Origin of the sequence: Staphylococcus coagulans (assembly GCF_022557135.1) — a bacterium.
Taxonomy (GTDB): Bacteria; Bacillota; Bacilli; order Staphylococcales; family Staphylococcaceae; genus Staphylococcus; species Staphylococcus coagulans.
Map to the genome: position 1 here is coordinate 1678888 of NZ_CP092966.1, position 25775 is coordinate 1704662.

The 25775-nt window shown below is 36.7% G+C and carries 24 protein-coding genes; 2 read left to right on the plus strand and 22 right to left on the minus strand.

The features are described from left to right. Positions 1-3 precede the first annotated feature (3 nt). The 11 genes from rnc to KM149_RS08060 all read right to left on the minus strand — a co-directional run bounded on the left by rnc (position 4) and on the right by KM149_RS08060 (position 10893). Positions 4-735 carry a ribonuclease III gene (rnc, locus tag KM149_RS08010; RefSeq protein WP_050345746.1) on the minus strand — a complete coding sequence of 244 codons (732 nt, stop codon included), beginning with the start codon at positions 733-735 and terminating at the stop codon, positions 4-6. 294 nt (positions 736-1029) lie between these two features. Then, positions 1030-1263: an acyl carrier protein gene (locus tag KM149_RS08015; RefSeq protein WP_016424883.1), complete on the minus strand. Its 234-nt coding sequence runs from the start codon at positions 1261-1263 to the stop codon at positions 1030-1032. Between the two features lie 277 nt (positions 1264-1540). Beyond that, complete coding sequence (gene fabG / locus KM149_RS08020; RefSeq protein WP_214970357.1) at positions 1541-2278, minus strand: 3-oxoacyl-[acyl-carrier-protein] reductase; 738 nt, start codon at positions 2276-2278, stop codon at positions 1541-1543. After that, positions 2271-3197: an ACP S-malonyltransferase gene (gene fabD, locus KM149_RS08025; RefSeq protein ID WP_241415280.1), complete on the minus strand. Its 927-nt coding sequence runs from the start codon at positions 3195-3197 to the stop codon at positions 2271-2273. The genes fabG and fabD overlap by 8 nt, the downstream gene beginning before the upstream one ends. Before the next feature lies 1 nt (position 3198). Then, positions 3199-4176, minus strand: coding sequence for a phosphate acyltransferase PlsX (plsX, locus tag KM149_RS08030; protein ID WP_060830036.1), 978 nt, complete (start codon positions 4174-4176; stop codon positions 3199-3201). A gap of 1 nt (position 4177) precedes the next feature. Beyond that, positions 4178-4738, minus strand: a complete 561-nt coding sequence (gene fapR, locus KM149_RS08035; protein ID WP_050331233.1) for a transcription factor FapR — start codon at positions 4736-4738, stop codon at positions 4178-4180. Positions 4739-4881: 143 nt separating this feature from the next. Then, entirely contained in the window at positions 4882-6927 is a 2046-nt protein-coding gene (recG, locus tag KM149_RS08040) for an ATP-dependent DNA helicase RecG (RefSeq protein WP_241415281.1), read from the minus strand. Between the two features lie 2 nt (positions 6928-6929). Beyond that, a complete protein-coding gene (gene sdaAA, locus KM149_RS08045; RefSeq protein WP_050331976.1) occupies positions 6930-7799 on the minus strand; it encodes an L-serine ammonia-lyase, iron-sulfur-dependent, subunit alpha in 870 nt (289 codons plus the stop codon). Between the two features lie 16 nt (positions 7800-7815). Beyond that, complete coding sequence (gene sdaAB / locus KM149_RS08050) at positions 7816-8481, minus strand: L-serine ammonia-lyase, iron-sulfur-dependent subunit beta (protein WP_050331236.1); 666 nt, start codon at positions 8479-8481, stop codon at positions 7816-7818. 363 nt (positions 8482-8844) lie between these two features. After that, positions 8845-10506: a fatty acid kinase catalytic subunit FakA gene (fakA, locus tag KM149_RS08055; RefSeq protein WP_182280450.1), complete on the minus strand. Its 1662-nt coding sequence runs from the start codon at positions 10504-10506 to the stop codon at positions 8845-8847. Between the two features lie 12 nt (positions 10507-10518). After that, the gene (locus KM149_RS08060) at positions 10519-10893 is read right to left on the minus strand and encodes an Asp23/Gls24 family envelope stress response protein (RefSeq protein WP_165545733.1); all 375 of its coding nucleotides are present in this window, start codon (positions 10891-10893) and stop codon (positions 10519-10521) included. Between the two features lie 335 nt (positions 10894-11228). On the opposite strand from KM149_RS08060, the gene rpmB reads away from it, so the two are divergent. Continuing rightward, a complete protein-coding gene (gene rpmB, locus KM149_RS08065) occupies positions 11229-11417 on the plus strand; it encodes a 50S ribosomal protein L28 (protein ID WP_016424873.1) in 189 nt (62 codons plus the stop codon). A 66-nt stretch (positions 11418-11483) separates the two neighbouring features. Here the strand turns inward: rpmB and KM149_RS08070 are convergent, their stop codons facing one another. From KM149_RS08070 to def, 9 genes are all read right to left on the minus strand, one after another. Further along, a complete protein-coding gene (locus tag KM149_RS08070) occupies positions 11484-12122 on the minus strand; it encodes a thiamine diphosphokinase (protein ID WP_165545732.1) in 639 nt (212 codons plus the stop codon). Positions 12123-12125: 3 nt separating this feature from the next. Next, positions 12126-12776 carry a ribulose-phosphate 3-epimerase gene (gene rpe / locus KM149_RS08075; RefSeq protein WP_060830040.1) on the minus strand — a complete coding sequence of 217 codons (651 nt, stop codon included), beginning with the start codon at positions 12774-12776 and terminating at the stop codon, positions 12126-12128. After that, positions 12776-13651: a ribosome small subunit-dependent GTPase A gene (gene rsgA / locus KM149_RS08080; RefSeq protein WP_050331242.1), complete on the minus strand. Its 876-nt coding sequence runs from the start codon at positions 13649-13651 to the stop codon at positions 12776-12778. Before rsgA ends, rpe begins: the two co-directional genes overlap by 1 nt. Before the next feature lie 178 nt (positions 13652-13829). Beyond that, complete coding sequence (gene pknB / locus KM149_RS08085; RefSeq protein WP_214970351.1) at positions 13830-15854, minus strand: Stk1 family PASTA domain-containing Ser/Thr kinase; 2025 nt, start codon at positions 15852-15854, stop codon at positions 13830-13832. Next, complete coding sequence (locus KM149_RS08090; RefSeq protein ID WP_214970348.1) at positions 15851-16594, minus strand: Stp1/IreP family PP2C-type Ser/Thr phosphatase; 744 nt, start codon at positions 16592-16594, stop codon at positions 15851-15853. Before KM149_RS08090 ends, pknB begins: the two co-directional genes overlap by 4 nt. A 6-nt stretch (positions 16595-16600) precedes the next feature. Next, on the minus strand, positions 16601-17695 hold the full coding sequence (gene rlmN, locus KM149_RS08095; RefSeq protein ID WP_165545730.1) for a dual-specificity RNA methyltransferase RlmN: 1095 nt from the start codon (positions 17693-17695) through the stop codon (positions 16601-16603). Between the two features lie 6 nt (positions 17696-17701). Continuing rightward, positions 17702-19003 carry a 16S rRNA (cytosine(967)-C(5))-methyltransferase RsmB gene (rsmB, locus tag KM149_RS08100; RefSeq protein WP_214970346.1) on the minus strand — a complete coding sequence of 434 codons (1302 nt, stop codon included), beginning with the start codon at positions 19001-19003 and terminating at the stop codon, positions 17702-17704. Then, complete coding sequence (gene fmt, locus KM149_RS08105; protein WP_214970344.1) at positions 19004-19936, minus strand: methionyl-tRNA formyltransferase; 933 nt, start codon at positions 19934-19936, stop codon at positions 19004-19006. Next, positions 19929-20414, minus strand: a complete 486-nt coding sequence (def, locus tag KM149_RS08110) for a peptide deformylase (protein ID WP_050331247.1) — start codon at positions 20412-20414, stop codon at positions 19929-19931. Before def ends, fmt begins: the two co-directional genes overlap by 8 nt. A gap of 695 nt (positions 20415-21109) precedes the next feature. On the opposite strand from def, the gene KM149_RS08115 reads away from it, so the two are divergent. Next, positions 21110-21643: a hypothetical protein gene (locus tag KM149_RS08115; protein ID WP_241415282.1), complete on the plus strand. Its 534-nt coding sequence runs from the start codon at positions 21110-21112 to the stop codon at positions 21641-21643. 359 nt (positions 21644-22002) lie between these two features. On the opposite strand, the gene priA is transcribed toward KM149_RS08115, so the two are convergent. Beyond that, entirely contained in the window at positions 22003-24411 is a 2409-nt protein-coding gene (gene priA, locus KM149_RS08120; protein ID WP_214970342.1) for a primosomal protein N', read from the minus strand. Continuing rightward, the gene (gene coaBC / locus KM149_RS08125; protein WP_214970340.1) at positions 24408-25613 is read right to left on the minus strand and encodes a bifunctional phosphopantothenoylcysteine decarboxylase/phosphopantothenate--cysteine ligase CoaBC; all 1206 of its coding nucleotides are present in this window, start codon (positions 25611-25613) and stop codon (positions 24408-24410) included. The genes priA and coaBC overlap by 4 nt, the downstream gene beginning before the upstream one ends. Between the last annotated feature and the right edge of the window lie 162 nt (positions 25614-25775).

Below are 25775 nucleotides of genomic sequence, written 5' to 3' on the forward strand. Positions count from 1 at the left end.
TGTCTACTCCTTATGTGTCATTTGCAAATATGCCTGTTCAGCTGCTTTTTGTTCAGATTCTTTTTTAGTACGTCCTTCACCTTGAGATACAGGCTTCCCATTGATTATAATTTCAGAGGTAAAAGTTTTATTATGTGCAGGCCCATCCTCTTTAGCGATACGATACGTAATCACACCAAGATAATTCTGATGTACATACTCTTGCAATTTCGTTTTGAAATCAATCACACCTAAATGTTGCTGGTCTTTCACATGAGGAAAAATAACAGCTTCTGCAAATTTCCAAACTGTCTCTAACCCTTGATCCAAATATATTGCACCGACAAATGCTTCAAACACATCAGCCACTAATGAAGGGCGAGTTCGGCCACCCGTTTTTTCTTCGCCTTTTCCTAACAAGATCAATGGCATCAGGTCAATTTGCTGTGCAAAAATGACGAGTGAAGGTTCACAAACCATTGTTGCCCTCATCTTTGTTAAATCCCCTTCCGGCAATTGCGGATATTCATCAAACAAATAACGCGAGACGGTTAGTTCTAATACAGCATCCCCTAAAAATTCCAATCGCTCATTATGCTCGATTCGTTCCATATTGTAATCGTTTATAAAACTTGAATGAGAAAATGCCTGTTGATATATCGAAATATCATGATATGTTAAATGAAGTTCTTTCATTTTATTTTTAAAGTTTTTTTCAAATTGTAATACTAGTTCTTCCTTTCTCACCTTCGCCATGAGTTGACCTCCTTGTATTAAGTGTTTATGAAGTACATGATGACGTCTTCACAGTCTTCTCCGTTCGACACAACATTCACCACAAGTGTACCAAGAGGTGATATATGAATATGAACACGCTCCCAAACTTTTAGTGAGCACATCACACGTTGTCATGTTGTTCACTAAAAGTGGGACTCATCGTTCAATTGACACTTCAATCACAATTGCTCTTCTATTATACGTGATGTTACACTTGAAACCTATCAGATTAGTAAAAAATCTGAGCCGAAACATCGACTCAGATGAAAACAATTATTTTTCAAGTGTATTAATGTAATTAACAGCGTCTCCAACTGTGTTGATTTTTTCCGCTTCTTCATCTGGAATTTCAGTACCAAATTCATCCTCTAATTCCATCACTAATTCAGCAATATCAAGTGAATCTGCACCTAAATCTTCTTTGAAAGATGCACCTTCAGTTACTTTATCAGCGTCTACGCCTAAACGATCAACAATGATGTCTTTTACTTTATCGAAGTTTTCCACAGCCCTTCACCTCCTTTAAAAGCTTGTGCTGTAGTTCAACACTTTGCATGATTCTTCGTATCGAATTGAAACACTCGACTGTTATATTTTGCCATTTTATTGGCCTAAATACAACCCATTTCCGAGAAGACTCATCCGTTTACGAGAACTATTATACCATGATTCAAATCATATGAAATCGATATTTGATTAATACACATTAAAATATTTATTTCACATTTATTTGTCACAATCATTTCGCACTTTTTTAGTCTGAAACAAAGTCATGTCTCAAACTTTATTCCATATGCATGCCGCCATTTACATGTAACGTTTGTCCTGTGATATATTCCGCTTTATCAGAAGCAAGAAATGCAACTGTATGCGCAATATCTGTATCTTGTCCAAAGCGACCTAGCGGAATTTGTGATTTCATCGTTTCTTTCAACTCATCATTTAATGCATCTGTCATATCAGAAACGATAAAACCAGGGGCTACTGCATTAACCGTAATGTTACGTGATGCGAGTTCTCTTGCCGCTGTTTTTGTCATACCAATGACTCCCGCTTTAGACGCGACATAATTAATTTGTCCAGGATTACCTACCGCACCGACGATACTTGTTAAGTTGATAATGCGACCATGACGTTGTTTTAACATTTGTGGCGTCACTTTTTGAATACAATTAAAGACACCTTTTAAGTTTGTATCAATGACTTCGTCCCATTCGCGCTCTTTCATTCTCATCAATAAATTATCTCTTGTAATCCCTGCGTTGTTTACAAGTACATCGATTGAACCAAATGTTTTAACGACTTCTTTAATCATCGCTTTCACTTCATCGCCGTTTGAAACATTAGCTTGAATGGCTACTGCATCAACGCCTTTTTGTTTAATTTGTTCAACAACTTCTTCTGCTTTTTCTTGATTGCCTGCATAGTTAACAACAACATGATAACCTTCTTCTGCTAATTGCAAAGCAATACTACGACCGATACCGCGAGAAGCGCCTGTGACTAATGCTACTTTACTCATCTGCTTTCCATTCCTTTACATCTTCGAGTGTTTGGATCGAAGTTATTTTTACATTTCTGTTGATCTTTTTAACTAAACCGGATAGAACTTTGCCTGGCCCTACTTCTATAAAGTGGTCTGCACCTTGTTCGATTAACCATTCTACAGAATCAATAAATTGAACAGGAGCATACAACTGTTTATTCATATTTTGCTTGATTTGTGTCGCATCTACTTCAGATGATGCATTCACATTTTGAACGACTGGTGTTGTCGCTGAATGCCATTCAAACTGATTAATATAAGTTGTAAATTCTGATTCAATGACTTGCATCATCGACGAATGAAATGGCCCTGACACGTCTAACGGTAAAACACGTTTGGCACCTAAACTTTTACCTTCAGCTACAAAGCGATCGATGGCTTCCTTATGACCTGAAACAACAATTTGACCAGGACAATTGATATTCGCAGGTTCAACGACGTACTGTTCCGTTGAAATTTGATCACAAATCGTTTTGACTTCCTCCAAAGACAAACCTAATACCGCTGCCATACTTCCGACACCTTTAGGAAAAGCTTGTGCCATGAGTTCCCCACGTTTGCGAACGATTTGAACGGCATCTTCAAATTTTAAAACACCACTCATTACTAAACTCGCATATTCACCAAGACTATGGCCTAAAGTAAAGTCACTTTTAGGTTGTCCCATAGCCGCATATAGCGCCATACTGTGTGTGAGTAGCGCAGGTTGGGTATTTTCAGTTTGACCTAAAATCGCCTCTGGATCCTCAAACATCGTTTCTAATAAATCAAAAGGCATTTGTGATTGTGCTTGATTAAGAATATGTGTGGCAGCTTGATCTTGTTGATACAAATCTTGTGCCATTCCGACTTTTTGGGCACCTTGTCCCGGAAACATTAAAACAGTTTTACCCACTTTATTCAGCCACCTTTTCTCTCATGTTTTCAACAATTCGCGTATCCGCTGCAATTTTTGCTTGGCGAATCGCTGAATAAAATGCTTTGGCATTTGAACTTCCATGTGCTTTTACTACAATTCCGTCAAGCCCAAGTAACACCGAGCCGCCATACTCAGTGTAATCTAATTGTTTCGCGATATGCTTAATATCTTTTTTCATAATTAAAGCTGCCAGTTTATTTTTCATATTATGTAATAAATCATTTTTAATGATTTTACCAAACGATTTGGCAATACCTTCTAAATTTTTCAAAATCATATTACCTGTATAACCGTCTGTCACAATGACATCTGCTTCGTCTTCCATGATTGACTTCGCTTCAATATTACCGACAAAATGAAACTGTTCAGTTTTTGACATTAAATTAAAAGCTTCTTTTGTTAAGCTATTTCCTTTTTTAGCTTCGGTACCGATATTTAACAACGCAACTTTAGGCGTTTCAATACCTCTTAGCTTTTGTGCATAAATATGTCCGAGCACAGCATTTTGATATAAATGCTCAGCTTTCGCATCTGCATTTGCGCCCACATCTAGGAGTACAACACCTTTACCACTTACTGTTGGTAACGTCACCACTAGTGCTGGACGTGCAACACCCGGCAAACGGCCTACGATGAATAGACCTGATGACATAAGTGCACCCGTATTCCCAGCTGATACACATGCATCTGCCTCACCATTTTTTACCGCCTCTGCCATACGCACCATTGAACTATCTTTCTTACGCTTAATCGCGCGAACTGGTTCATCTTCCATCGTAATTTCTTCAGTCGTATGTCTGACTTCTACTCTAGGGTGCTGAATATGACACTGCTTTTCATCTCCAAATAAAATGATTTCCAAGTCCTCAAATTCATTAACTGCTTTTTCAACACCTTCGAGAACGATATTCGGTGCATCGTCGCCACCCATCATATCTACAGCTAATTTTACCATCTTATTCATCCTCACTTATGTAATACATTTTAAATATTCCTTCAAAGACTCTTTCTTTTTCAACATAAGAAGTGACACTCATTTCATAATACTTGTCATCATGAAATTCAACCTCTGCTGTTGCCATGACAACATCACCTAAATGAACAGGCTTTACAAAGTGAATATGACTTTCTTTTGTTAATACAGCGATATGTTTAACCATTGCGACACATAACGAATTCGCTTGTGCAAACAAAACATGTCCACGCGCTATTTCATTTCTAGAAAAAACGTCCTTCTTTGTGATTGTCAAAATAGATTTACCATAATGATTCGGTTCAAGCGAAACGATATCACCTATAATATCTTGATCCTCCAAAGCACTAATATTTTGGTATTGATCTTTTGCGACACTTTTCACACGTTCACGTAGTTCAGGTATCTTAAGTTGATTACGATCAAGACGAATCGTTTGTATACTCACTTCAAACATCTCGCTTAATGCTTGATCCGTAATAAACGGATTTTGTTGGATGGTTGTTTCAATTAGCGTGCGTCTCTCATCCTTAGTCTTTTTCACATCATCGCCACCCAAAATTTAGTACCAAGTCTCAATTGACTCCACATTATTTTAACACGTTCAACCTTAGTTTCAAAACAATTTAATATGCTTGTATAGTGCGATGACACAGCGATTTTCTCTTTTATTTTTAAGTGTCATGATTAATCAAAACTTTGATAGAGTATTTTATCTTCAATAAATGTACGCAAACGTTCGTATGCTGGCGTGAAAAAGTCACCCGATTGAATGAGTTGTGCTGCTTCATCCCTAGCGACTTCTAACATTCGATAATCTTCAACAAGATTTCCGACCAAAAAGTCAGGCAAGCCACTTTGTTTTACACCAAAAAAATCTCCCGGTCCACGCATTTCTAAATCTCTCTCACTCAGTTCGAATCCATCCGTGGTCTGCGTCATAATTTGCATACGCTCGATACCGGTCTCAGTTTTAGGTGAAGCAATCAGCACACAATAACTTTGATGATTACTTCGGCCGACTCGTCCACGGAGTTGGTGTAAGGTGGATAATCCGAAGCGGTCTGCATCATATATCATCATAAATGTTGCGTTAGGCACATTGACCCCTACTTCGACAACAGTTGTTGCAACGAGCACATCAAGTTCATGAGCACTAAACTGATGCATCACTTGATCTTTCTCATCAGAAGTCATTCTTCCATGCAATAGTCCAATCCGTTGATCAGGAAAGGCAACTTGCAGATTTTCATATAAAGCAATTGCGTTTTGCACATCTTCCAAATGCTCAGAGCTTTCTATTAAAGGTGAAATAACATAAGCCTGGCGTCCTTTTTTCAACTCATTATTCATTTTTTCAATGGCTAGATCATATCTTTCATGTTTGATCCAATGTGTTTGTATAGGCTTGCGTCCTTTAGGTAAACTCTTTATTGATGAAACATCCATTTCGCCAAAAACTGAAATCGCCAACGTTCTAGGTATAGGGGTCGCTGTCATAAACAACACATTGGACAAAGCCCCTTTTTCACGCAGCTTCTGTCTTTGTTGAACGCCAAAGCGGTGTTGTTCGTCTGTAATAACTAAACCCACATCTTTAAAATTAACGTCATCTTGAATTAATGCATGTGTTCCTACTACACAATCAATCTCTCCATTTTCCAGCTGTTCTAAAAGCAATTTTCGTCTTTTCCCTTTGACCGAACCTGTCAGAAGCGCCACATTCATATGCGCCCCAAATAGTTGTGCAAGGCTATCAGCATGTTGTTCTGCAAGAATTTCTGTCGGTACCATTAAAGCAGATTGAAAACTCGCAGTCTTCATCGCATACATACAAATCGCCGCTACAACCGTTTTACCTGACCCAACATCCCCTTGTAGCAGACGATGCATCCGTATCGGTGCTTTCAAATCTCTAAATATTTCATTCACACTCTGCTTTTGACCTTCTGTTAATTCAAATGGTAACGTTTGTATAAAAGCTTTGACTTGTTGTAAATCATAATCCACTTCAATCGCATCATCAGTTGATTTTTCAATTCTGTTCAACCATTGCATCCGTAATTCAAACATAAAAAATTCTGTAAATGCAAACGTTCGTCTTGCTTTAATGAGAGACTGCTGGTCTTTTGCTTCATGTAAAGCGTGTAATGTATCACTCAATGTTTCTAATTTATATTTAGTACGCAACGCTTCAGGTAACCATTCTTCAATCGTAATATGATTTAATGTTTCTCGAATCATATCTCTAAGTTGTTTTTGTTTGATTCCCTCCTTTACACGATAGACGGGTGTGTACTGTGCATCGGAAATAGAATCTGCGCTAAAAAACATTTTATTTCCATTTATTTCTTGCTTTCGTCGTGACCACTTCCCTTTTATAATAACTGTTTCATGTAATTGGATTTTATTCGTCAAATATGGCTGATTAAAATATATCGCTTTCACTGCAACGCCATTTACCATTACATGCACAGTTAGCTTAGAACGGTTACGTCCAAAAAAAGCGACAGTTGGAGTCGAATAAACTTCTCCTCGAACTGTCACATTGGCTTCATCTTCCGCAGTTGTGATATCTACCAACGTATTATCTTCATAACGCGTTGGCAAATAAAGCACAAGATCTTGAATGGTATAAATATTCATTTCATTTAAAATGGCGAGTCGCTTTGGACCTAAGCCTTTAATTTCCTTTAAACTATAAGGATTATTGATAAGATTGATGTTTGTCATATTTAATCACCAAAAATTTGTTGTTTTAATCGTTGACCGGTCGGTGTACCTGCCAAGCCACCACGACCCGTTTCACGTAGAGCAGAAGGCATCGTTTGTCCAATTTTGTACATCGCATCAATCACTTCGTCGGTAGGAATACGTGATTCAATTCCTGCTAAAGCCATATCAGCAGAAACAATCGCATTTGACGCACCTGCAGCATTTCTTTTAACACAAGGGACCTCCACTAAACCTGCGACTGGGTCACAAACTAAGCCGAGCATATTTTTAAGACAGATTGCAAATCCTTCTGCTGATTGTTGCGGCGTACCACCTGCCGCTTCTACAATAGCAGCCGCTGCCATAGCACTTGCTGAACCTACTTCAGCTTGGCATCCGCCTGCCGCCCCTGAGATAGAAGCGTTATTGGCTACCACGAAACCAAATGCGCCTGATGTAAGTAAAAAATTCAGCATATCTTGTCGAGTTAATTGTAATCGATTTTTAAGCGAAAATAAAACACCAGGTACAACACCTGCTGAGCCAGCAGTCGGTGTCGCACAAATTTTCCCCATTGCTGCATTGACTTCATTTGTTGCCACTGCTTTACTCACAGCATCTAAAACGAGATCTCCAGCAAGCGTTTGACCTTTTTCAATATACGCTTTCATTAAAACAGCATCGCCACCTGTTAGGCCTGTTTTAGATGTTACGCCAGCGAGTCCTTCTTCTAATGCTTTTTCCATTGTTTCCAAGTTGTGATTCATCTGTGTATAGACTGCTTCAGCAGACAAACCTGTAACAGCCATCTCTTGTTCGAGCATCACTTCATATATCGCTTTATTCTCAGCTTCACATTTCGCTATTAATTCTTTTACACTTTTAAACATTTTAATGCTTTCCATTTTACGCATCCCCCATTAACGATACTGTCACAACACCAGGTACTTTTCTAATCAACGCTAACACATCTTCACTAATATCATCATCTAATTCACAGGTCATTAATGCTTCGTCGCCTTTTTCTTTACGCGCGACTTGCATACTCCCAACATTAATGCTGTAATCACCTAAAATATTAGCTACTTTACCAATCGTACCGAATGTGTCTTGGTGGAAGACGAGTAAGGTTGGATAATTACCACTAATCGCAAGTGGAAAACCATTAATCGCCACAATTTCTATTTTGCCACCACCGATTGAAACACCTTCAACTGATATATTTTTATCGTCATCCGTCATATCTATAATTGCCGTATTCGGGTGCGAGCGTTCCTCAGTCATTTCTATAAAATGTACCCGCATTCCTTGTGATTCTGCAGTTTCCAAACTAGATTCAATTCGATCATCATCTGTATCGTAACCTAACAAACCGCCGACCAATGCTACGTCTGTACCGTGTCCTTTGTACGTTTCCATAAATGAACCATATAAATATATATCGGCACGACTCGGTTGTTTTCCAAACAAATCTCTAGCAACCAATCCGATTCTGACTGCACCTGCTGTATGTGATGATGAAGGACCCACCATTGTTGGCCCTATAATATCAAATACGCTTTTATATTTCATTTTTTGCTCCCCCCGTTTTAGACCACATAAAGTGTAACTTTATTATAACAATCTTCCATATTGATTAAAAATTTGACATTGTAAACATATAAAATAGAAAGTTTCATAAATATTTAAAACATCTTCTTAATTACATGTAAACACTCAATATCATTCTTTAACGCCCCTAGTTGATGTTATTTCTCATTAAAAATAGGAGTAAAACAGTCATCTCACATTAAGCAAGAAATGACTATTTCACCCCTATGAGGCGTGATCGTATATGAAAGTAATCCATCTATTTCATTGCGCCTCTTCACCATAGTTATCACCACTCTAAGTCATGCATAAAATGACCTCTCACTAAGCTACTGAATCCATGGTTTATTCGACAGCAAACAAATAAGGATAAATAGGTTGTTGACCATTTTGAACTTCAATCTCAACATCTTCATAATGTGTTTCAACAAATGATTCAATCCATTCAGTTGTTGCTGAATTTGCTTCATCACCAGTAATAATGGTTAGAATTTCACTATCTTCATCCAACATAGTCTCCAAAGTTTTTTGAATGACTTGTTGTTCATCACGATCACTCGCAATGATTTTATCTTCCACTAATCCCATATATGCATCTTTTTCAATTTTAATGCCGTCAATTTTTGTATCTCGAACAGCATATGTAATTGAACCAGACTTTACATTTTCTAAAGCTGCAGTCATCGCAGTTTCATTTTCATCAAGTTCAACACTTTCATCATAATGGAACATGGCTACGATACCTTGAGGAACAGTACGTGTTGGAATGACAACAGCTTCTACGTCAACAATTTCAGCTGCTTGTTGACTTGCCATTTGTATATTTTTATTATTAGGCAAGATAATTGCACGTTTACAACCACTTTCATTAATCACATTGACGATATCCTCCGTAGACGGATTCATCGTTTGACCACCATTAATGACATGTGTTGCACCCATGGATTTAAATAACTCCGTAATGCCTTCACCCATAGAAATCGTAACGATTGCCGTTTCAACATTTTGAGCAGGTTCTTGCTTTTGTTTTGCACTTTCATTCGATGCTTCTTTACGTAATACCTCACGATGTTGTTCACGCATATTTTCAGCTTTAACTTTAATCAGTTCACCGTATTTTTGACCAAACGTGAATACTTCACCTGGCGTCTCAGTGTGAACATGAACTTTAACAATTTCATCGTCACTAATCACAAGTAAAGAATCACCAAATTCACTCATATCTGAACGGAAAGTCGTTTCATCAAATTTTTCTTTTCCAGGTTGAAAACGAACCATCATTTCAGTACAGTAGCCGTAAACAATATCTTCTGTATTAATTACACCATGAAAATCATGATCGTCATTAAAGAAAGTTTCTGTATCCACTTTAGGCGCGTGCGCTTCTACTTTTTCACCTTTCATTGCTTTTAAGAAACCTTCATAAACAAGTGTTAACCCTTTACCACCGCTATCAACAACACCGACTTCCTTTAAGACAGGTAAAAGATTAGGTGTATTTTCAAGTGATTTTTGCGCTGCCTCATAAACGCGCGTCATCATTTCCAAACAGTCTTCTGTTTCTTCAGCTATATCAATTGCTGCTTGTGCTGCATCTTTGGCAACAGTTAAAATTGTTCCTTCAACAGGTTTCATCACTGCCTTATACGCCGTTTTAACACCTGCATCAAAACTGTGCGCAAACTGCTTGGCATCGATATCTTTTTCATCTTCTAATGCTTTAGAGAAACCTCTAAAAATTTGAGATAAAATCACACCTGAATTACCACGTGCGCCCATCAACAAACCTTTTGAAAAAGCTTTCCCTAAGTCACCAATATGACTTGTGAGATGGCTTTGAACTTCTTCACGCCCTGAAGTCATAGATAAGTTCATATTCGTCCCTGTGTCCCCGTCAGGTACTGGATAAACATTTAACGCATCAACCATATCCGCATTATTCGATAAGTTTTGAGCCCCTTGTATAATCATTTCGGCAAATAAATTGCCGTTGATCTTAGTAATCATGCAAATATCCTCCTATTTGTCATTCCCGTCATTATTAAAACGTACACCCTGTACAAAAATATTCACAGAGTTTACTTTTAGTTTTAATGTATGCTCTAAAGTATATTTCACTGTTGATTGCACATTTTGCGCAACTTCTGAGATTTTAACGCCATAGCTAACAATGATATGCATATCAACATCTAATATACCTTCATTTTCTCTCACAACAATACCTTTAGCATAATTTTCATGTCCGAGAATTTCTGCAATACCATCTCTCACTTGCTGACGAGATGCCATACCCACAATACCGTAACATTCCACAGCTTTTCCGCCTACAATAGATGCTATCACTTCGTTTGAAATGTCAATACTACCATAATCATTCGTAATTTCTAATGCCATATCATACGCCTCCTATTCTCAATCAGTCCGCTTTATGTCATCATCCATTTTTCAATTTCAAAACTTACATGAACAAAATGTAAAGAAAATCAATTTCTAGTAAACCTTATATTACTATACATATAAGTCTTATGCCAATGGAGATGTTCCTTGTTCGTCATTCTTAGCAAACAACGCTTAATCACAACAGTAAATTATATCAGAAATCGACCACTACAAAAAGTAATATCTGAAAATATACCCTAATTTAATATTGCATGTCAATGTTTAATGTGGTATATTACGTTAGTATGTAGTAGCAAAGTGTATTTGTATTTCTTAAAGGAGGTACGATGATGGGTAAAGAATGTTTCGTTACAGGACGTAAAGCTTCAACAGGAAACAACCGTTCACACGCGTTAAACGCTTCAAAACGTCGTTGGAATGCTAATTTACAAAAAGTTAGAATCCTTGTTGATGGCAAACCTAAAAAAGTTTGGGTTTCAGCTCGTGCTTTAAAATCAGGTAAAGTCACTCGCGTATAATTAACATAATAGATTAAAATAAAACGAGTCTTTATGTGGAAGACTCGTTTTTTGTTGCTTTAATTTTTATTCGTCACGGCTTCTCATAAGAAAAACCGCCCCTTCATGGACAATCACTTCGCTCTTATCCTCTATAAATTCATTTGAAATCGTCAGTGTGGATCCGCGTTGTAAAGTCACTTCATCTAATTCATACTTAAAACCTTTTAAAGATAACTTCACCTGATCTACTCCTAAAGGAAAAGATACATATTTAAAACGCTCGTTATTCTCGATAGTGTAGCGACCCTCTGTTAAATATTCAACCTCGTTGATTTTATCAATTAATACCATTTTCTTGTTTTTAAAATCTGGATTTTGGAGCAAAGCCATCGCGCCCATAAAGTGATCTAGTCGCCCACCTGTAGCACCATAGATTTTAATTTCATCGTAACCTAAAGCAACTGCTTGATGGACCGCTAGCGCTAAATCTGTATCTGCTTTTTCTGCAGGCACAGGTTCAATTGTAATATGTGATTTTATCCATTCACGTTCAGAAGATGAAATCGAATCAAAATCACCTACAGCAAAAACAGGTGTGATTTGATGTTGAAGTAAAAGAAGTGTGCCTCTATCAACACCCGCCCACTGCTTATTATGATGGTATTCTAATACTTGTTCAGGTAAATCACGAGAACTACATAACAAACAGATGCTTTTTGTCATGGTTTATGCCTCACCTTTTAAAATTTGTGTTGCTTGCTGATAATTTTGTTGATTAAAGAAATAAGAACCTGCCACTAACCAATCCGCACCCGCTTCAATCACTTGGGTTGCTGTTTCGGCATTGACACCGCCATCAACTTCGATTTTAAAATCAAGTTCACGTTGGTTTCTTTGTTCTTTTAATTGCGCTATCTTTCTTAATGATGATGGAATAAATTTTTGGCCACCAAATCCAGGGTTTACGGACATAATAAGAACATAATCCACTTCATCTAAAAGCGTATCTAATGCACTGATGGGTGTACCTGGATTAATAACAACACCCGCTTCAACGCCTCTATTTTTAATTCTTTGAACAATTCTGTGGATATGCGGGGTAGCTTCATAATGTACAGAAAGTTTATTGGCACCTTTATCGATAAAAGTATCAATATACTGCTCCGGATTGTTAATCATTAAATGAACGTCAATCGGTAAAGATGTCGCAGATCGGACAGCTTCAAGGATTGGAAAACCAATTGAAATGTTTGGAACGAATTGACCATCCATCACATCAAAATGCAGCGCATCGACCCCTGCGCGCTCAAGTTCAATCATTTCCTGTTTTAAGTTCAGAAAGTCTGCCGATAATAAAGAAGGAAATATTTTTGTCATTAGTACCTTACCTTTCGATTAGAAATTTCATTAAAAAGTTGAACATAATGCTGATAACGGAATTCAGGTAGCTCATTTTGTGCTACTTTTTCTTTGACATGACATTTGGGTTCATTAATATGGTAACAGTTTCTAAACTTACACAGTTCACCCAATTGTGCGATGTCTATAAAATAGTCTCGAAGCTCTTCCTTTCCGATATGCTCAAAATCTAAAGCGCTAAATCCTGGTGTATCCGCGATATGCCCATTTTCACGCTTATATAATTCAACATGTCTTGTTGTATGCTTACCTCTATTTAAAGATTGTGATATTTCATTCGTTGCCAACGCTAAATCTGGCGCATAGCGATTTAGAAGCGTTGATTTCCCTACACCAGACTGACCGCTCAATACAGCCAAACCAGGTGCCCAATCTTTAAAGACACTTTTCACATCGTCATCTTTACCAATAAATTGTGTTTGATACCCTATTTTCTCATAATAATCTAATGTGTCTTGAATTTTAATTTGCTCATCTTTAGACGCAAGATCTTTTTTAGTAATTAAGATGTTAGGATGTAGGCCATATGAATGTCCGATGACGAGAAAACGATCTAAGAGTTGACTAGAAAAATTTGGTGACACCGCACTCATCACAACAATCAACAAGTCAATATTACTCACAGGTGGGCGTTTTAATTCATTCTTCCGAGGATGTACATGCTGAATATAGCCTGATGAATGGGTTTCAATATCGATATCGACAATATCACCAACAATCGGTGAAATTTGTTTTTTTCTAAAAAGTCCTCGCGCTTTTGCATCATATATTTCACCTTCAACATCGACTCGATAAACACCACTTAATGATCTGATAATTCTACCTGTTTTCAAATTCACACCTCATTTTTTCCTTTAGATTCCTTAGTTATTATATCAAAGCCAAGCACACAAAGACATTATAAAGTGCGGAACGCATCCGTCATCTCTATTTAAATATATACAATATGAGAATACGCCATATGATTTCGAATGCTCAAACAACATTTGAATCATATGGCGTATTGATTAGTTATAAATCATCGTAATGAATTGTTTTTCTGTCAACCGTTTTCCCATCTACTTTAATTTCATAATGACCTGAATCATCTTTAGGTATTGTTAAATTTAAAGGATAAGAAATGCTTTTGGAAATAGTGAAAGTTTCAGCCGGTGAATCACTATCATTATTTTTATCTTGGATATACACTTCTACTTTTTGTGCTTTTTTGTTTTTGCCACTATATGGAATTGTCACATTTTCAGAATAAGGTTTCTCCCGCACAGTTTTAGAATCACGATCTGCTTTATCCTCACTGTCATCATCTTCTTCTTTGCCGGTAGAGATGATAAATCTTACAGTGTCTCCTTCATCGACGTTCGTCTTTTTAGGGGTGTGGTTAATGATATGATTTTCTTTCACATGATGATCTGCACGCTCTTTTTCTATTTCAACATTTAAACCTTTTTCTTCCAACTCTTGTTTGACCTTATCATAATCTTGATTTGTGTAATCATCGACATAGATTTGTCGCTTTCCAAGTGACTCAGTAATCTGTACTGCATCTTTAGTAACGACAACATTTTCCCCTGGTGTAATACTTTGTGCTTCTATGCTTCCTTTTTCAATATCGTTTTGTGTGTATGCAGTTGTAAAAGTCACATGACTAAAGCCTAATGACTTCAATTTATTTTCAGCATCACGTTTAGTCATACCAATGAGATTCGGCATTTTCTCAATATGTTGGCCTTTAGAAATAATAATATCAACCTGACTGTTTTGTTCTACTTTTGAACCAGCTTCAGGTTTAGTCGCCATAACACGTTCTTTATCATAATGGTCACTATATTCGTGTGAAATGTGGCCAATTTTAAGCTTGTTATCTTTTAATAACTTTTCGGTTTGTTGTTCTGATTTACCAAGTACATCAGGGACTTGGCTATATTTATTGCCAATCATAGCTGCGGCCATAAAAACAAACAAACTTGCGACTAACAGGACTAGGATAAAACCAAAGACCACTTTTTTGCGGACAGAGCGTTTCTGTGTTGGCACATAATAAGAGGCCTTCTTAGACTGTTTAGGTTCAGCTTGTTTTTCAGTTTGAACGATTGGAATTTGTGTTGTTTCTTTTACAGATTTATTTTGTTTATCTTGTTCTATCTTTAGCGCATTTTTATCAATAGGCACTGTTTTCGTTTTAGATGTATCCGATTCATAAAGGGGTTCATTTTTACGACTAGGATCTAGTGTAGACATGACATCACTGGCCATCTCTGAGACAGAGCGATATCTATTACTTTGCTCTTTTTCTGTCGCTTTTAAAATGACATTACTTAATGCTTGCGGAATATCCCTTCTTTTATCACTTACATTAGGGACTGTCTCTTGTATCTGCTTAATCGCAATACTAACAGGCGTTTCACCATTAAATGGCGGTTGTCCAGTTAACATTTCATACAAAACGATACCTAAAGAATAAATATCAGAGCGCTCTCCGGTTTTCTCACCTTTTGCTTGTTCTGGCGAAAGATATTGCACTGTTCCGACCACATGATTCGTCTGTGTCATCGCTGTTTCACTTAACGCTTTGGCGATTCCAAAATCTACAATTTTTAATGTTTGATTACGATCAATAATCATATTTTGCGGCTTAATATCCCGATGGATAATCCCTTGTTCATGTGCATGACGGATACCACTTAAAATTTGCTCCATAAATTGTAGTGCTTTTTGTGGCTGTAAGGGGCCGTGTGCTTTTATATAATCTGATAAAGTCGGTCCCTCAATATATTCCATCACTAAAAAGAAACAATCATCTTCTTCACCAACATCGAGTACGCTCACAATATTTTTATGTGATAACCGTGTCGTATTTTGCACTTCTCTTTCAAAGCGTTGCACTGTTGCTTGTTTTTCATTCGGCAAAATATGAATCAACTTGACTGCCACTTTACGATTTAAAATGGTGTCCATTGCAACGTAGACATTCGACATACCACCGCCGCCAAGAATTTGGGTTAATTCATAGCGATCATCTATCAAACGCCCTATCATACAGGCTCACCTGCAATTTCTGCAAGAACAAAAGAAATATTATCTTTCGCTTCATGTTTGACAGCAAGACCAAGAATCGCTTGACCTGTCGCATGAATATCTTGCTCTTGTTTTAAAACATCATGTATTTTATGAGATTTGACATAATCAGTTAAACCGTCAGAATTTAAAATCAGATATTGATAAAATTGTGTTCGCTTCGTAAAGATATCTGGTGTAACAAAACGATTTGTTCCCATGACTTTAGTGATAATATGTCTTCTTGGGTGTAGAAAAGCTTCTTCCTCAGTTATTTCTCCTAGCATCACCAATTGATTTACAAATGTATGATCGATTGTAATTTGATCCATACGTCTTCCATTCGTAAGATAAGCACGGGAATCCCCTACGTTTGCGACCACAATATGATGGTCAAACACAAGTGCACAGACGCATGTTGTTCCCATACCTTGATAAGCAGGATTTTGTTGTGCTGTATCATATAGATCACGATTCACAACTTGTAAAGTATGTTTCAACCAATGTTCTGCTTGTTCTGGCTCAATATAATTTTCTGCTTCAAATCGTGTTTGTAAACCTTCTACGACAAATTGAGATGCGACCTCACCTGCTTGATGTCCGCCCATCCCATCACACATGACTAAAAGTTGTTGATCTGTTTTGTTATAAAACACACCACCTGCATCTTCATTGTTTTCACGAAAATTCCCTGTCACTGAAAAAAATTCTGCATTTAACATTATGTTCTACCTCGTTTCTGCTTGTCGTTCCTTTGCTCTTAGCTGTCCACACGCAGCATCAATATCCGAACCTTGTTCACGTCTAATTGTAGCATTGATTCCTAATTTTTTTAATTCCTTTTCAAATTTAAAAATATCATCTTTCGGTGTTTTAACATAATTTCTCTCAGGAACATGGTTAACAGGAATTAAATTCACGTGACAGTTGAGAGGTTTAATCAGTTGTGCAAGTTCACGTGCATGCTCGATTTGATCGTTCACGCCGCCAAACAAGCCATATTCAAACGTGATACGACGATTTGTTTTTTCTTGGTAGTATTGAATAGCATCCATCAATTTGTTGACATCGTATGCTCTATTAATCGGCATTAGTTTTGAACGAATTTCGTTATTTGCTGCATGCAAACTCACCGCAAAATTAATTTGTAATGATTCATCAGCAAAGTCATAAATTCTAGGTACAATACCTGAAGTTGATACTGTAATATGACGTGCACCAATATTCAAACCATTATCATCATTTACAATTTTTAAGAAATCCATCATCTCATCATAGTTTTCAAATGGTTCACCTATGCCCATAATTACAATAGAAGAGACACGCTCATCTGTTTCATCTAATGCTTTTTGAACAGTTAAAACTTGAGACACGATTTCGCCAGCCTCAAGATTTCGCTTCAACCCTCCAAGTGTAGAAGCACAAAACGTACATCCTATACGGCAACCAACTTGTGTAGTCACACAAACTGAATTTCCATAATCATGACGCATTAATACTGTTTCAATTGTGTAGCCATCTTGTAATTCAAATAAAAACTTAATCGTACCGTCTCGGCTTTCTTGTTTAACTACGGTTTGTAATGTGGTAATTGAAAAATGAGCGTCTAATAAGTGTCTTAAATCTTTTGAAAGATTTGTCATCTCTTCAAAGCTATTGACTCTTTTCTCATATAACCATTCAAATATTTGCTTTGCTCTAAAACTTTGTTGCCCTTGTTCTTTCAACCAATCCTTCATTTCATCAAATCGTAACGAATAAATCGATTGCTTTTCAAAATCAGGAAGAAATTTATTTTTCTTCTTTTTTTCAGCCGTAATCATTCTCCATTATCCTTTCTTTTTTACTCTCGTGATAAAGAAACCATCTGTATTCATATCTTGTGGTAAGAGTTGTAATGTCTTAGTATATTCTCCATTGCGCGGGTCAATCACAGGATCAAATTCAAAACCATGATTTGACTTTAAAAATGTATAAATCACATTTTCATTTTCTAGTTGCTCAATTGTACAAGTTGAATAGACAAGTGTACCCCCTGGTTTCAAATTCTGAGCAACATTATTTAATAACTTAAGTTGAATTGTCACTAATTCATCTATAACTTCAGGTGTCATCGTATACTTGATTTCTGGTTTATGTCGAATTACCCCTAAACCACTACAAGGTGCATCTAAAAGTATCTTGTCAAACATCTGATCGTAAGGTTTTGTTGCATCATGTTGCATCGCTTTAATATGCGTAAGCCCCAACTTATGAATATTATTTTCTATTAACGTAATTTTATGGTCATGCAAATCTGTAGCTAACACCTGACCTGTCCCATTTAATAATTCCGCAATATGACATGCTTTACCCCCTGGCGCACTACAACTATCTAAGACCGAATCTCCTGATTGAGGATTTAACATATGCGCAACAAACATTGAACTTTTGTCTTGAATACTCACATACCCATTTTTAAAAAGAGACGTATGCATCACGCCATGACCTGATACATGTAAACATTCAGGCAAATGGTCATCCTTTTCAACGCGTAATCCTTCTTTTTCTAGAGCTTCTTTTGCCTCATCAATGGCGATTCGAGTTTGATTCACACGTACCGTTTGCGCAGCAGGTAATAATAAGTTTTCAGCAATAGAGGTCGTCACTGCTTCTCCAAAATGGGTTAACCAATGCTTTATAATCCAGACAGGAATACTGTATTTTACAGAGAGACGTATTTCTTTCTTCTTTATCGCATCGATATCAGGAAGATTTTGCGTCGTCACTTGTCTTAAAATCGCATTGACCACGTTTCCTGTCTGTTGACCTCCACGTTGTTTAGCAATGTTCACTGCTTCATGAATAATTGCATGTGTTGGAATTTTATCCAAATAGAGATGTTGGTACAGACTCATCCATAAAAGTCGACGCACCCAGCCTTTAATTTTCGTTTTAACAAAAGGTTTCAAATAAAAATCTAAAGTTAGTTTTCGTTTAATCGTCCCATAAACAAGTTCAGTATATAATGCACGGTCTGCTGGATTTAAAGCATAAGACTGCAATGTTTCATTCATTTTTAAGTTACTATAAGCCCCATCTTTAATGACAGCTTCAATCGTCCTCAAACTCAGTTCACGTACCGTTGCCATTTACATAAATTCCTTTCCTACAAGCTCTTCTTGATAACCACTCAGGAATTGCGACACTGGCATACGTTTTTTCCCTGATAACTGTATTTCAGTTAACGCAATGCTATCCTCAGAGCCAGTTCCGACAATGATTTGTCTTTTTGTCGTTCCAATAATTTGACCTGCTTTGCCACTTTGATTTTTTACAATTTCAGCGGCGTATATTTTCATTGTTTTATCCTCAAATTGCGTATATGCGACTGGCCATGGGGACAAACCTCTAATATGGTTATAAATTGTCGATGCATCACGATCCCAGTGTATGCGTTCATCTTCACGTTGTATATTCGAAGCGAATGATACATGCGCCTCATCTTGAGGTGTACGTGAATTTGTACCATTTAACAGAGATGGAAGCGTTTCTTCTAATAATTCTGTACCGAGTTGACTCAATTTATCATGCATCGTCCCTACATTGTCTTCCGCTTCAATTGGAATCGCACGTTGAGAGATAATGTCACCGGCATCTAGTTTTTTGACCATATACATGATCGTTACACCTGTTTCAGCTTCACCATCAATAATCGATTGATGAATGGGTGCACCGCCACGGTATTTAGGTAATAAGGAGGCGTGTACGTTTACAGCACCAAAACGCGGATGTTCCAACAATTGTTCAGGTAATAACTGACCAAATGCCGCAGTCACAATGAGGTCACACTCCATTTCTAGTAACTGTTCCAATTCGCCTGAATGCACTAACTTTTCAGGTTGATAAACAGGAATTTGATGTGCAACGGCCACTTGTTTTACAGGTGGCGGTGTTAAAACACGCTTACGTCCGACGGGTCTATCCGGTTGCGTAACCACCGCAATGACCTCTTCTTTTTCAATTAGCATTTCTAAAATTGATGTTGAAAAATCAGGTGTACCCATAAAAATTATTTTACTCATCTTCTAAATATGCCTCCAATTCTGCATCAGAAATTTCACGATCCATCACATCTACAAATAATATCCCGTTTAAATTATCAATCACATGTAAGATCATACGAGCGATATCATCATACGCTGTTAACTCGACTTCATTACCGTTAATATCAAAACTCTTTACTTTAATCATTTGACTTCTCGTCACTTCACCAAAACGTCCAGGAACACTTAAACAACCTTCTAGTTCTGTCGTCTTTTCATCAGATTGACTGATGACTTCTGGGTTAATCAATTGTAAAAGACCATCTTGCTCCATATCGACCAGTGCAATTTGTTCCTCCACACCAATTTGAGGCGCTGCCAATGCTTGTCCCCCTGCATCATACATCGTATCTTCAAGATCTTGTAGAACACGTTCAACGTGGCTGTCAAATTTCGTCACAGGGGCTGACTTTTTTCTGAGACTTGGATGAATATTCGTTCTTATCTTTTTTATCATATGAAGCTCCAGCTCCTCATAAAAAATTTATCATTATATTATAGCTTATTACGTCAAAAATTGCGATAACTATCCGCTTTCATCATAACAAAAATAATGAAGCGATACATGGTAATGAAACACAATCCTCAATTTTAACTTATGTTACAACAATCTAACCTTTTTTAATGACAAATGATGAAAAAAATTATAATTACTTTTGATACCATTAAAAAACTATCTTAGCATTTTTAAACTATTCAAAAAAGATTGCGCCAATCTATATTTCGAGCAATAATATTAATATTGTGTTTAACAACGTTGTACAAACTTTAAAATTGTCAAATTGAAGTATTTGAAACATAAAAATGATAAGGGGGACAAACAGTTATTGAAAATTAAAGTTTACTGAAGGTTCATGTAATAAGGAATTAGGAGAAGATGTTATTGTAATTGTCAAAAAAGATAATGTTATTTAAAACTTACAAATTGGTGTGGTAAAAGTGAATGACCATAGCACAACGCATAGTATAACTTGTTAATAATAGCGATGACAAAATTGTTTAACTACCTAAATCAAATAAAAATTGTTTTCTATATCAATTATGTACCATCATTAATGAGGTTAAGATCATCAGCACAGCATTGTTTTAAGCATGAAATTCCATTAATCATTTTCTCAGGTAAGTTTTATATTATTTAAAGGAGTGAACTATATGAAAAAGTTAGTGTGTTTGTTGTTAACAAGTTTATTACTTTTATCTGCATGTGGATATAACGAGAAAAAAGAAGATAAGAAAACCCATACTCAATCCAATAAAAAATCGAGTAACAATAATGAACATAAAGAGACAAAGCCTGCTGATTTAGAGAAAGACGATGAAGAACAAATTACTACAACGGATAATAAAACTAACGAGCAAGCACAACTAAATACAAATCAAAATAATCAACAGCCGCAACCCTCACAACAACAGAGTTTTGACCATGAGCCTACTAAAGAAGAAATTTATGAATGGGACAAACAAAAAATTTCTGGGGGCACTGACGCTGGATTGATAGATTATGATGAGTATAATAGATTAATGAAAGAAGAAGAACTAGCTCAGGAGAAAAAAGAAGCCGCATTGCAAAAAGAGTATTTTGAGCTTTCAGATAAAATGGCTGAGGATAATGTTAGCGAGGAAGAATATAAAGATATGGAAAAAAGGCAAGAGGAAATTTTAGACCAAGTTCAGCCCATTGACTAATTTCTAGGGGTACAAGCGTACCCTTATTATTTTTTGCCTTTTTATACTAATATAGGTGAAAATATACTCAATTTGAATAATTTAATAAGAATTAGAAATATATACTTATGTAATAAAAGATTAAAGATTAACTTTCATAAACTTACAATAGTGATAAAGATTATACACTCTCGTATTCGTTAGTTAATAGTTACATCTCCATAAAAACGATATTCACCCATATAACAGAAAAAATGGACAAACAGCTTACCGATAAATTATATCTTGTGTAACCATTTGCCCTTTTTCTGTCTTTAGTTATCTTAAAATAATTATCAAACTCACTGAAAACCTTGCGTTTAGGCACTTTATATAAATCCTTACATCATCATATGAGGGTTGATATCGATTTTTAATGCCAATTTCTTTTTAATAAACATTTCATGATAATAGTCGTCTAAATAACGTAAGGCATCGATTAAAGCAGGTTCACTTTTATATTTAACTAAAACTTGAAACCGATATTCATTATTGATGCGTGACAATGCTGATGGTGATGGACCTAATACAAACGCTTTATCTGTAAGATGTTGTAACAAAATTTGATGAACATGTGATGCAGCTTGTAATACTTCCTTCATTTTTTCATGGGTAATTGTAAAATTGATGAGATAGTAATACGGTGGATATTGAGCAAGCTTTCGATACTGCATCTCTTTTTGATAAAAGCTGACATAATCATTTTGTTGGACATCATACACGGCATAATGATCAGGATTATAAGTTTGAATAATTACTTCTCCTTTTTTATCATGTCGTCCTGCACGACCTGCAACTTGTGTTAATATTTGGAAAGTCCGTTCACTCGAGCGAAAATCTGGCAAATTAAGCATCGTATCTGCATTCAAAACACCGACTAATGTGATATTCGGAAAATCCAAACCTTTCGCTATCATCTGTGTTCCTAATAAAATGTCACCTTTTCCCTCTCCAAACTGTTTCAACAGCTTTTCATGACTTCCTTTTTTAGTCGTTGTATCAACGTCCATGCGTATAATACGCGCCTCAGGAAAACGTTGATTGAGAATTTCTTCGACGCGCTGTGTCCCCGTCCCCATTTGACGAATATGTTCACTTCCACAATTTGGACATTGAGTAGGCGCTGGTTCTTGGTGACCACAATAATGACATTTCAACTGATCAGAGGATTTATGATATGTCAGTGAGATATCACAATTAGGACATTGAGGCACATGACCACAATCTCGACATAACATAAATGAGGCATAACCCCGACGATTTAAAAACAGTACGACTTGTTCTTTTTTATTCAAGCGGTCTTCAATCGCATCTGACAGTGCATTTGAAAATAATGAGCGATTGCCATTCGCAAGTTCTTCACGCATATCTAAAATTTCGATTTCAGGTAAAGGCTGTTGATTTACACGTGTAGGCATGGCAAGTAATGTATATACGCCTTTTTCTGCTCTTGCATAACTTTCTAAACTTGGTGTTGCACTGCCTAAAACAAGTGGACAATGATGATATCGACTACGCCATTCCGCAATATCTTTCGCATGATATCTAGGATAATCTTCTTGTTTATATGTGGACTCATGCTCTTCATCAATAATAATAATACCTAAATTTTTGAATGGCGCAAAAACACTTGAACGTGCCCCTACGCTTACTTTTGCACGACCGTCTCTTATTTTTTGCCACTCGTCATAACGTTCTCCTTTAGATAAACCAGAATGCAGCACTGCCACCTCATCCCCAAAGCGACGTTTGAAGCGGATAACCATTTGCGGTGTGAGTGCAATTTCTGGTACAAGCATCATTGCTTCTTGATTATGTGCTAAAACTTGCTCAATAATTTGTAAATAGACCTCTGTTTTGCCTGAGCCAGTAACACCGTGCAGTAAAAACGTCTCTGAACGTTGATTTGTGACAGCATCTTCTAACTTCACAAAAGCTGCTTGTTGCTCAGAGGTTAAAATACGCTTTTGATCTTGCTCAAATATACGTCCTTCATACGGGTCTCTTTCGACAATGGCATCGTATTTTTCAATTACACCTTGCTTCTCTAAAGTATTGATTGCTGACTCTGAGAAAGTCATTGCCTTTAGTTCTTTTAGACTCACATCTCTATGATGTTCATCTAATAAAAAAGCGAGCAATTCATATTGTTTTGGGCTTTTAGTGAGTGTTTCTAAATGCGCTTCTGCTGCTTCAAAATCATTTACGCGTACTGCACGCTGTGTTTTCTTTGACGTGTTTTGAGATAAAATCGTCACACCTTCAACGACATCTTTTTTCATATAAGACCACATTTCAGTAATATTTTGGTCCGCTTGTGCTTGTTTATAAAAGTAGACTCCATCGTTATTAAAACATTGTGCTAGCCTATCTGGTAGCTGCGTGCGGTCTTTTATTTTAAAGGCTTTAGAATATTTCGCTTTAATTGCACTCGGTAACATCGCCTCAAGTATCGATATTCGCTTTGAAATAAAATAATGGCTGTACCATTCACTTAATTGCACTAATTCATCAGTAAGTTCAGGTTGAATATCTTTAACTTCGATAATTGATTTGAGCCGAGATAAATCGTAGTTGGCTTCAGCTTCAGATACACATTTCATGACATAGCCTTGTATTTTTCGAGGTCCAAATGGAACGATAACACGTATACCAGGTTGAATAGTCCCTTCTAAGTCTTTCGGAATTTGATAATCGAAAGTTTTATCTACGCTTTTTGAAGCGATATCAACAACAACTTGAGCAATCATTGATGCCAACTACTTTCTAATGCTGATAAAATCTTTGTTGCGAGTGCTTTTTTAGGTCCTTTTTGTATCCGGTAGCTTGAACCTTCTTTAAAGAACAATGTCACTTCGTTATCATCTGAACTAAATCCAATTGACTGATCTCCAACATTATTCGCAATGATGACATCAGCATTTTTATTTTTTAATTTTTCCTTTGCATAATGCGCTACATTTTGTGTTTCCGCTGCAAAGCCAACCAATTTTTGTGTTTTTTTATGTTCCCCTAAATACTTTAGAATATCTTGTGTTCTTTTAAATTCTACAGTCACATTGCCGTCTTGTTTTTTCATTTTATGGGGTAAAGGTGTCACAGGCGTATAGTCTGAAACGGCCGCAGATTTAAATACAATATCTTGTGTCTCATAGCGTTCTACTACCGCATGAAACATTTCATCTGCTGTTGTCACTGACACAAACTCAACACCGTTAGGTACGTCTAGTGTTGTGGGTCCTGATACCAATGTCACTTTTGAACCTAAAGATACCAATGCTTCAGCTATTGCGTAACCCATTTTTCCTGAAGCACGATTTGAAACAAAGCGGACAGGATCAATGATTTCAACCGTTGGACCTGCCGTTATCAGTATACGTTTATCTTTAAAATAGTTCTTTTCTGTTGATGTAGGTGTCTCTGCCCTCTCTCTTTCAAGAACATTTTTGATTTCTAATGGTTCTGCCATGCGACCTTTTGCTACATACCCACATGCTAAAAATCCTTCTCCCGGTTCAATAAAATGATAGCCGTCAGCCGTCAAAGTTTTGATATTGTCTTGTATGCGTGGATTTTCATACATATTGACATTCATCGCCGGTGCGATAAATTTTGGTGTCTTCGTTGCGAGCAAAGTTGTTGTGACCATATCATCAGCGATACCATGGCTCAATTTTGAAATAATATTGGCAGTAGCAGGTGCAACAACGATTGCATCCGCCCAATCCCCTAGTGCAATATGTTGAATTTCTTCGGGATTCTCTTCAATAAAGGTATTGGTATATACCGCATTGCGACTAATCGCTTGAAACGATAGTGGCGTGACAAATTGTAATGCGTGCTCAGTCAACATGACGCGTACATCAAAACCCACCTGTGTAAGCTTACTCGTTAAGTCAATGGCTTTATATGCGGCAATACCACCTGTTACAGCTAACAAAATATTTTTCATCATTTCCACTCCCGTTTTTTCACTCTTAAAGGCATTATAATATATTTAGCCTTCCCTTTCATTAACGCCACTTTCAAAGCTTATCTATGCATCGTTCAAATATGACTTCCATAATAAATACGCTTTTCAATAATGACTTCTTTATCGAAGACTATTGAAAAG

Bases quoted from the DNA above. Each gene is read 5' to 3' on its own strand.
- rnc (WP_050345746.1), bottom strand. From the start codon at position 735: ATGGCGAAGGTGAGAAAGGAAGAACTAGTATTACAATTTGAAAAAAAC.
- fabG (WP_214970357.1), bottom strand. From the start codon at position 2,278: ATGAGTAAAGTAGCATTAGTCACAGGCGCTTCTCGCGGTATCGGTCGT.
- plsX (WP_060830036.1), bottom strand. From the start codon at position 4,176: ATGGTAAAATTAGCTGTAGATATGATGGGTGGCGACGATGCACCGAAT.
- recG (WP_241415281.1), bottom strand. From the start codon at position 6,927: ATGACAAACATCAATCTTATCAATAATCCTTATAGTTTAAAGGAAATT.
- sdaAA (WP_050331976.1), bottom strand. From the start codon at position 7,799: ATGTTTAAAAGTGTAAAAGAATTAATAGCGAAATGTGAAGCTGAGAAT.
- sdaAB (WP_050331236.1), bottom strand. From the start codon at position 8,481: ATGAAATATAAAAGCGTATTTGATATTATAGGGCCAACAATGGTGGGT.
- fakA (WP_182280450.1), bottom strand. From the start codon at position 10,506: ATGATTACTAAGATCAACGGCAATTTATTTGCCGAAATGATTATACAA.
- KM149_RS08060 (WP_165545733.1), bottom strand. From the start codon at position 10,893: ATGGCATTAGAAATTACGAATGATTATGGTAGTATTGACATTTCAAAC.
- rpmB (WP_016424873.1), top strand. From the start codon at position 11,229: ATGGGTAAAGAATGTTTCGTTACAGGACGTAAAGCTTCAACAGGAAAC.
- KM149_RS08070 (WP_165545732.1), bottom strand. From the start codon at position 12,122: ATGACAAAAAGCATCTGTTTGTTATGTAGTTCTCGTGATTTACCTGAA.
- rpe (WP_060830040.1), bottom strand. From the start codon at position 12,776: ATGACAAAAATATTTCCTTCTTTATTATCGGCAGACTTTCTGAACTTA.
- pknB (WP_214970351.1), bottom strand. From the start codon at position 15,854: ATGATAGGGCGTTTGATAGATGATCGCTATGAATTAACCCAAATTCTT.
- KM149_RS08090 (WP_214970348.1), bottom strand. From the start codon at position 16,594: ATGTTAAATGCAGAATTTTTTTCAGTGACAGGGAATTTTCGTGAAAAC.
- rlmN (WP_165545730.1), bottom strand. From the start codon at position 17,695: ATGATTACGGCTGAAAAAAAGAAGAAAAATAAATTTCTTCCTGATTTT.
- rsmB (WP_214970346.1), bottom strand. From the start codon at position 19,003: ATGGCAACGGTACGTGAACTGAGTTTGAGGACGATTGAAGCTGTCATT.
- fmt (WP_214970344.1), bottom strand. From the start codon at position 19,936: ATGAGTAAAATAATTTTTATGGGTACACCTGATTTTTCAACATCAATT.
- def (WP_050331247.1), bottom strand. From the start codon at position 20,414: ATGATAAAAAAGATAAGAACGAATATTCATCCAAGTCTCAGAAAAAAG.
- KM149_RS08115 (WP_241415282.1), top strand. From the start codon at position 21,110: ATGAAAAAGTTAGTGTGTTTGTTGTTAACAAGTTTATTACTTTTATCT.
- priA (WP_214970342.1), bottom strand. From the start codon at position 24,411: ATGATTGCTCAAGTTGTTGTTGATATCGCTTCAAAAAGCGTAGATAAA.
- coaBC (WP_214970340.1), bottom strand. From the start codon at position 25,613: ATGAAAAATATTTTGTTAGCTGTAACAGGTGGTATTGCCGCATATAAA.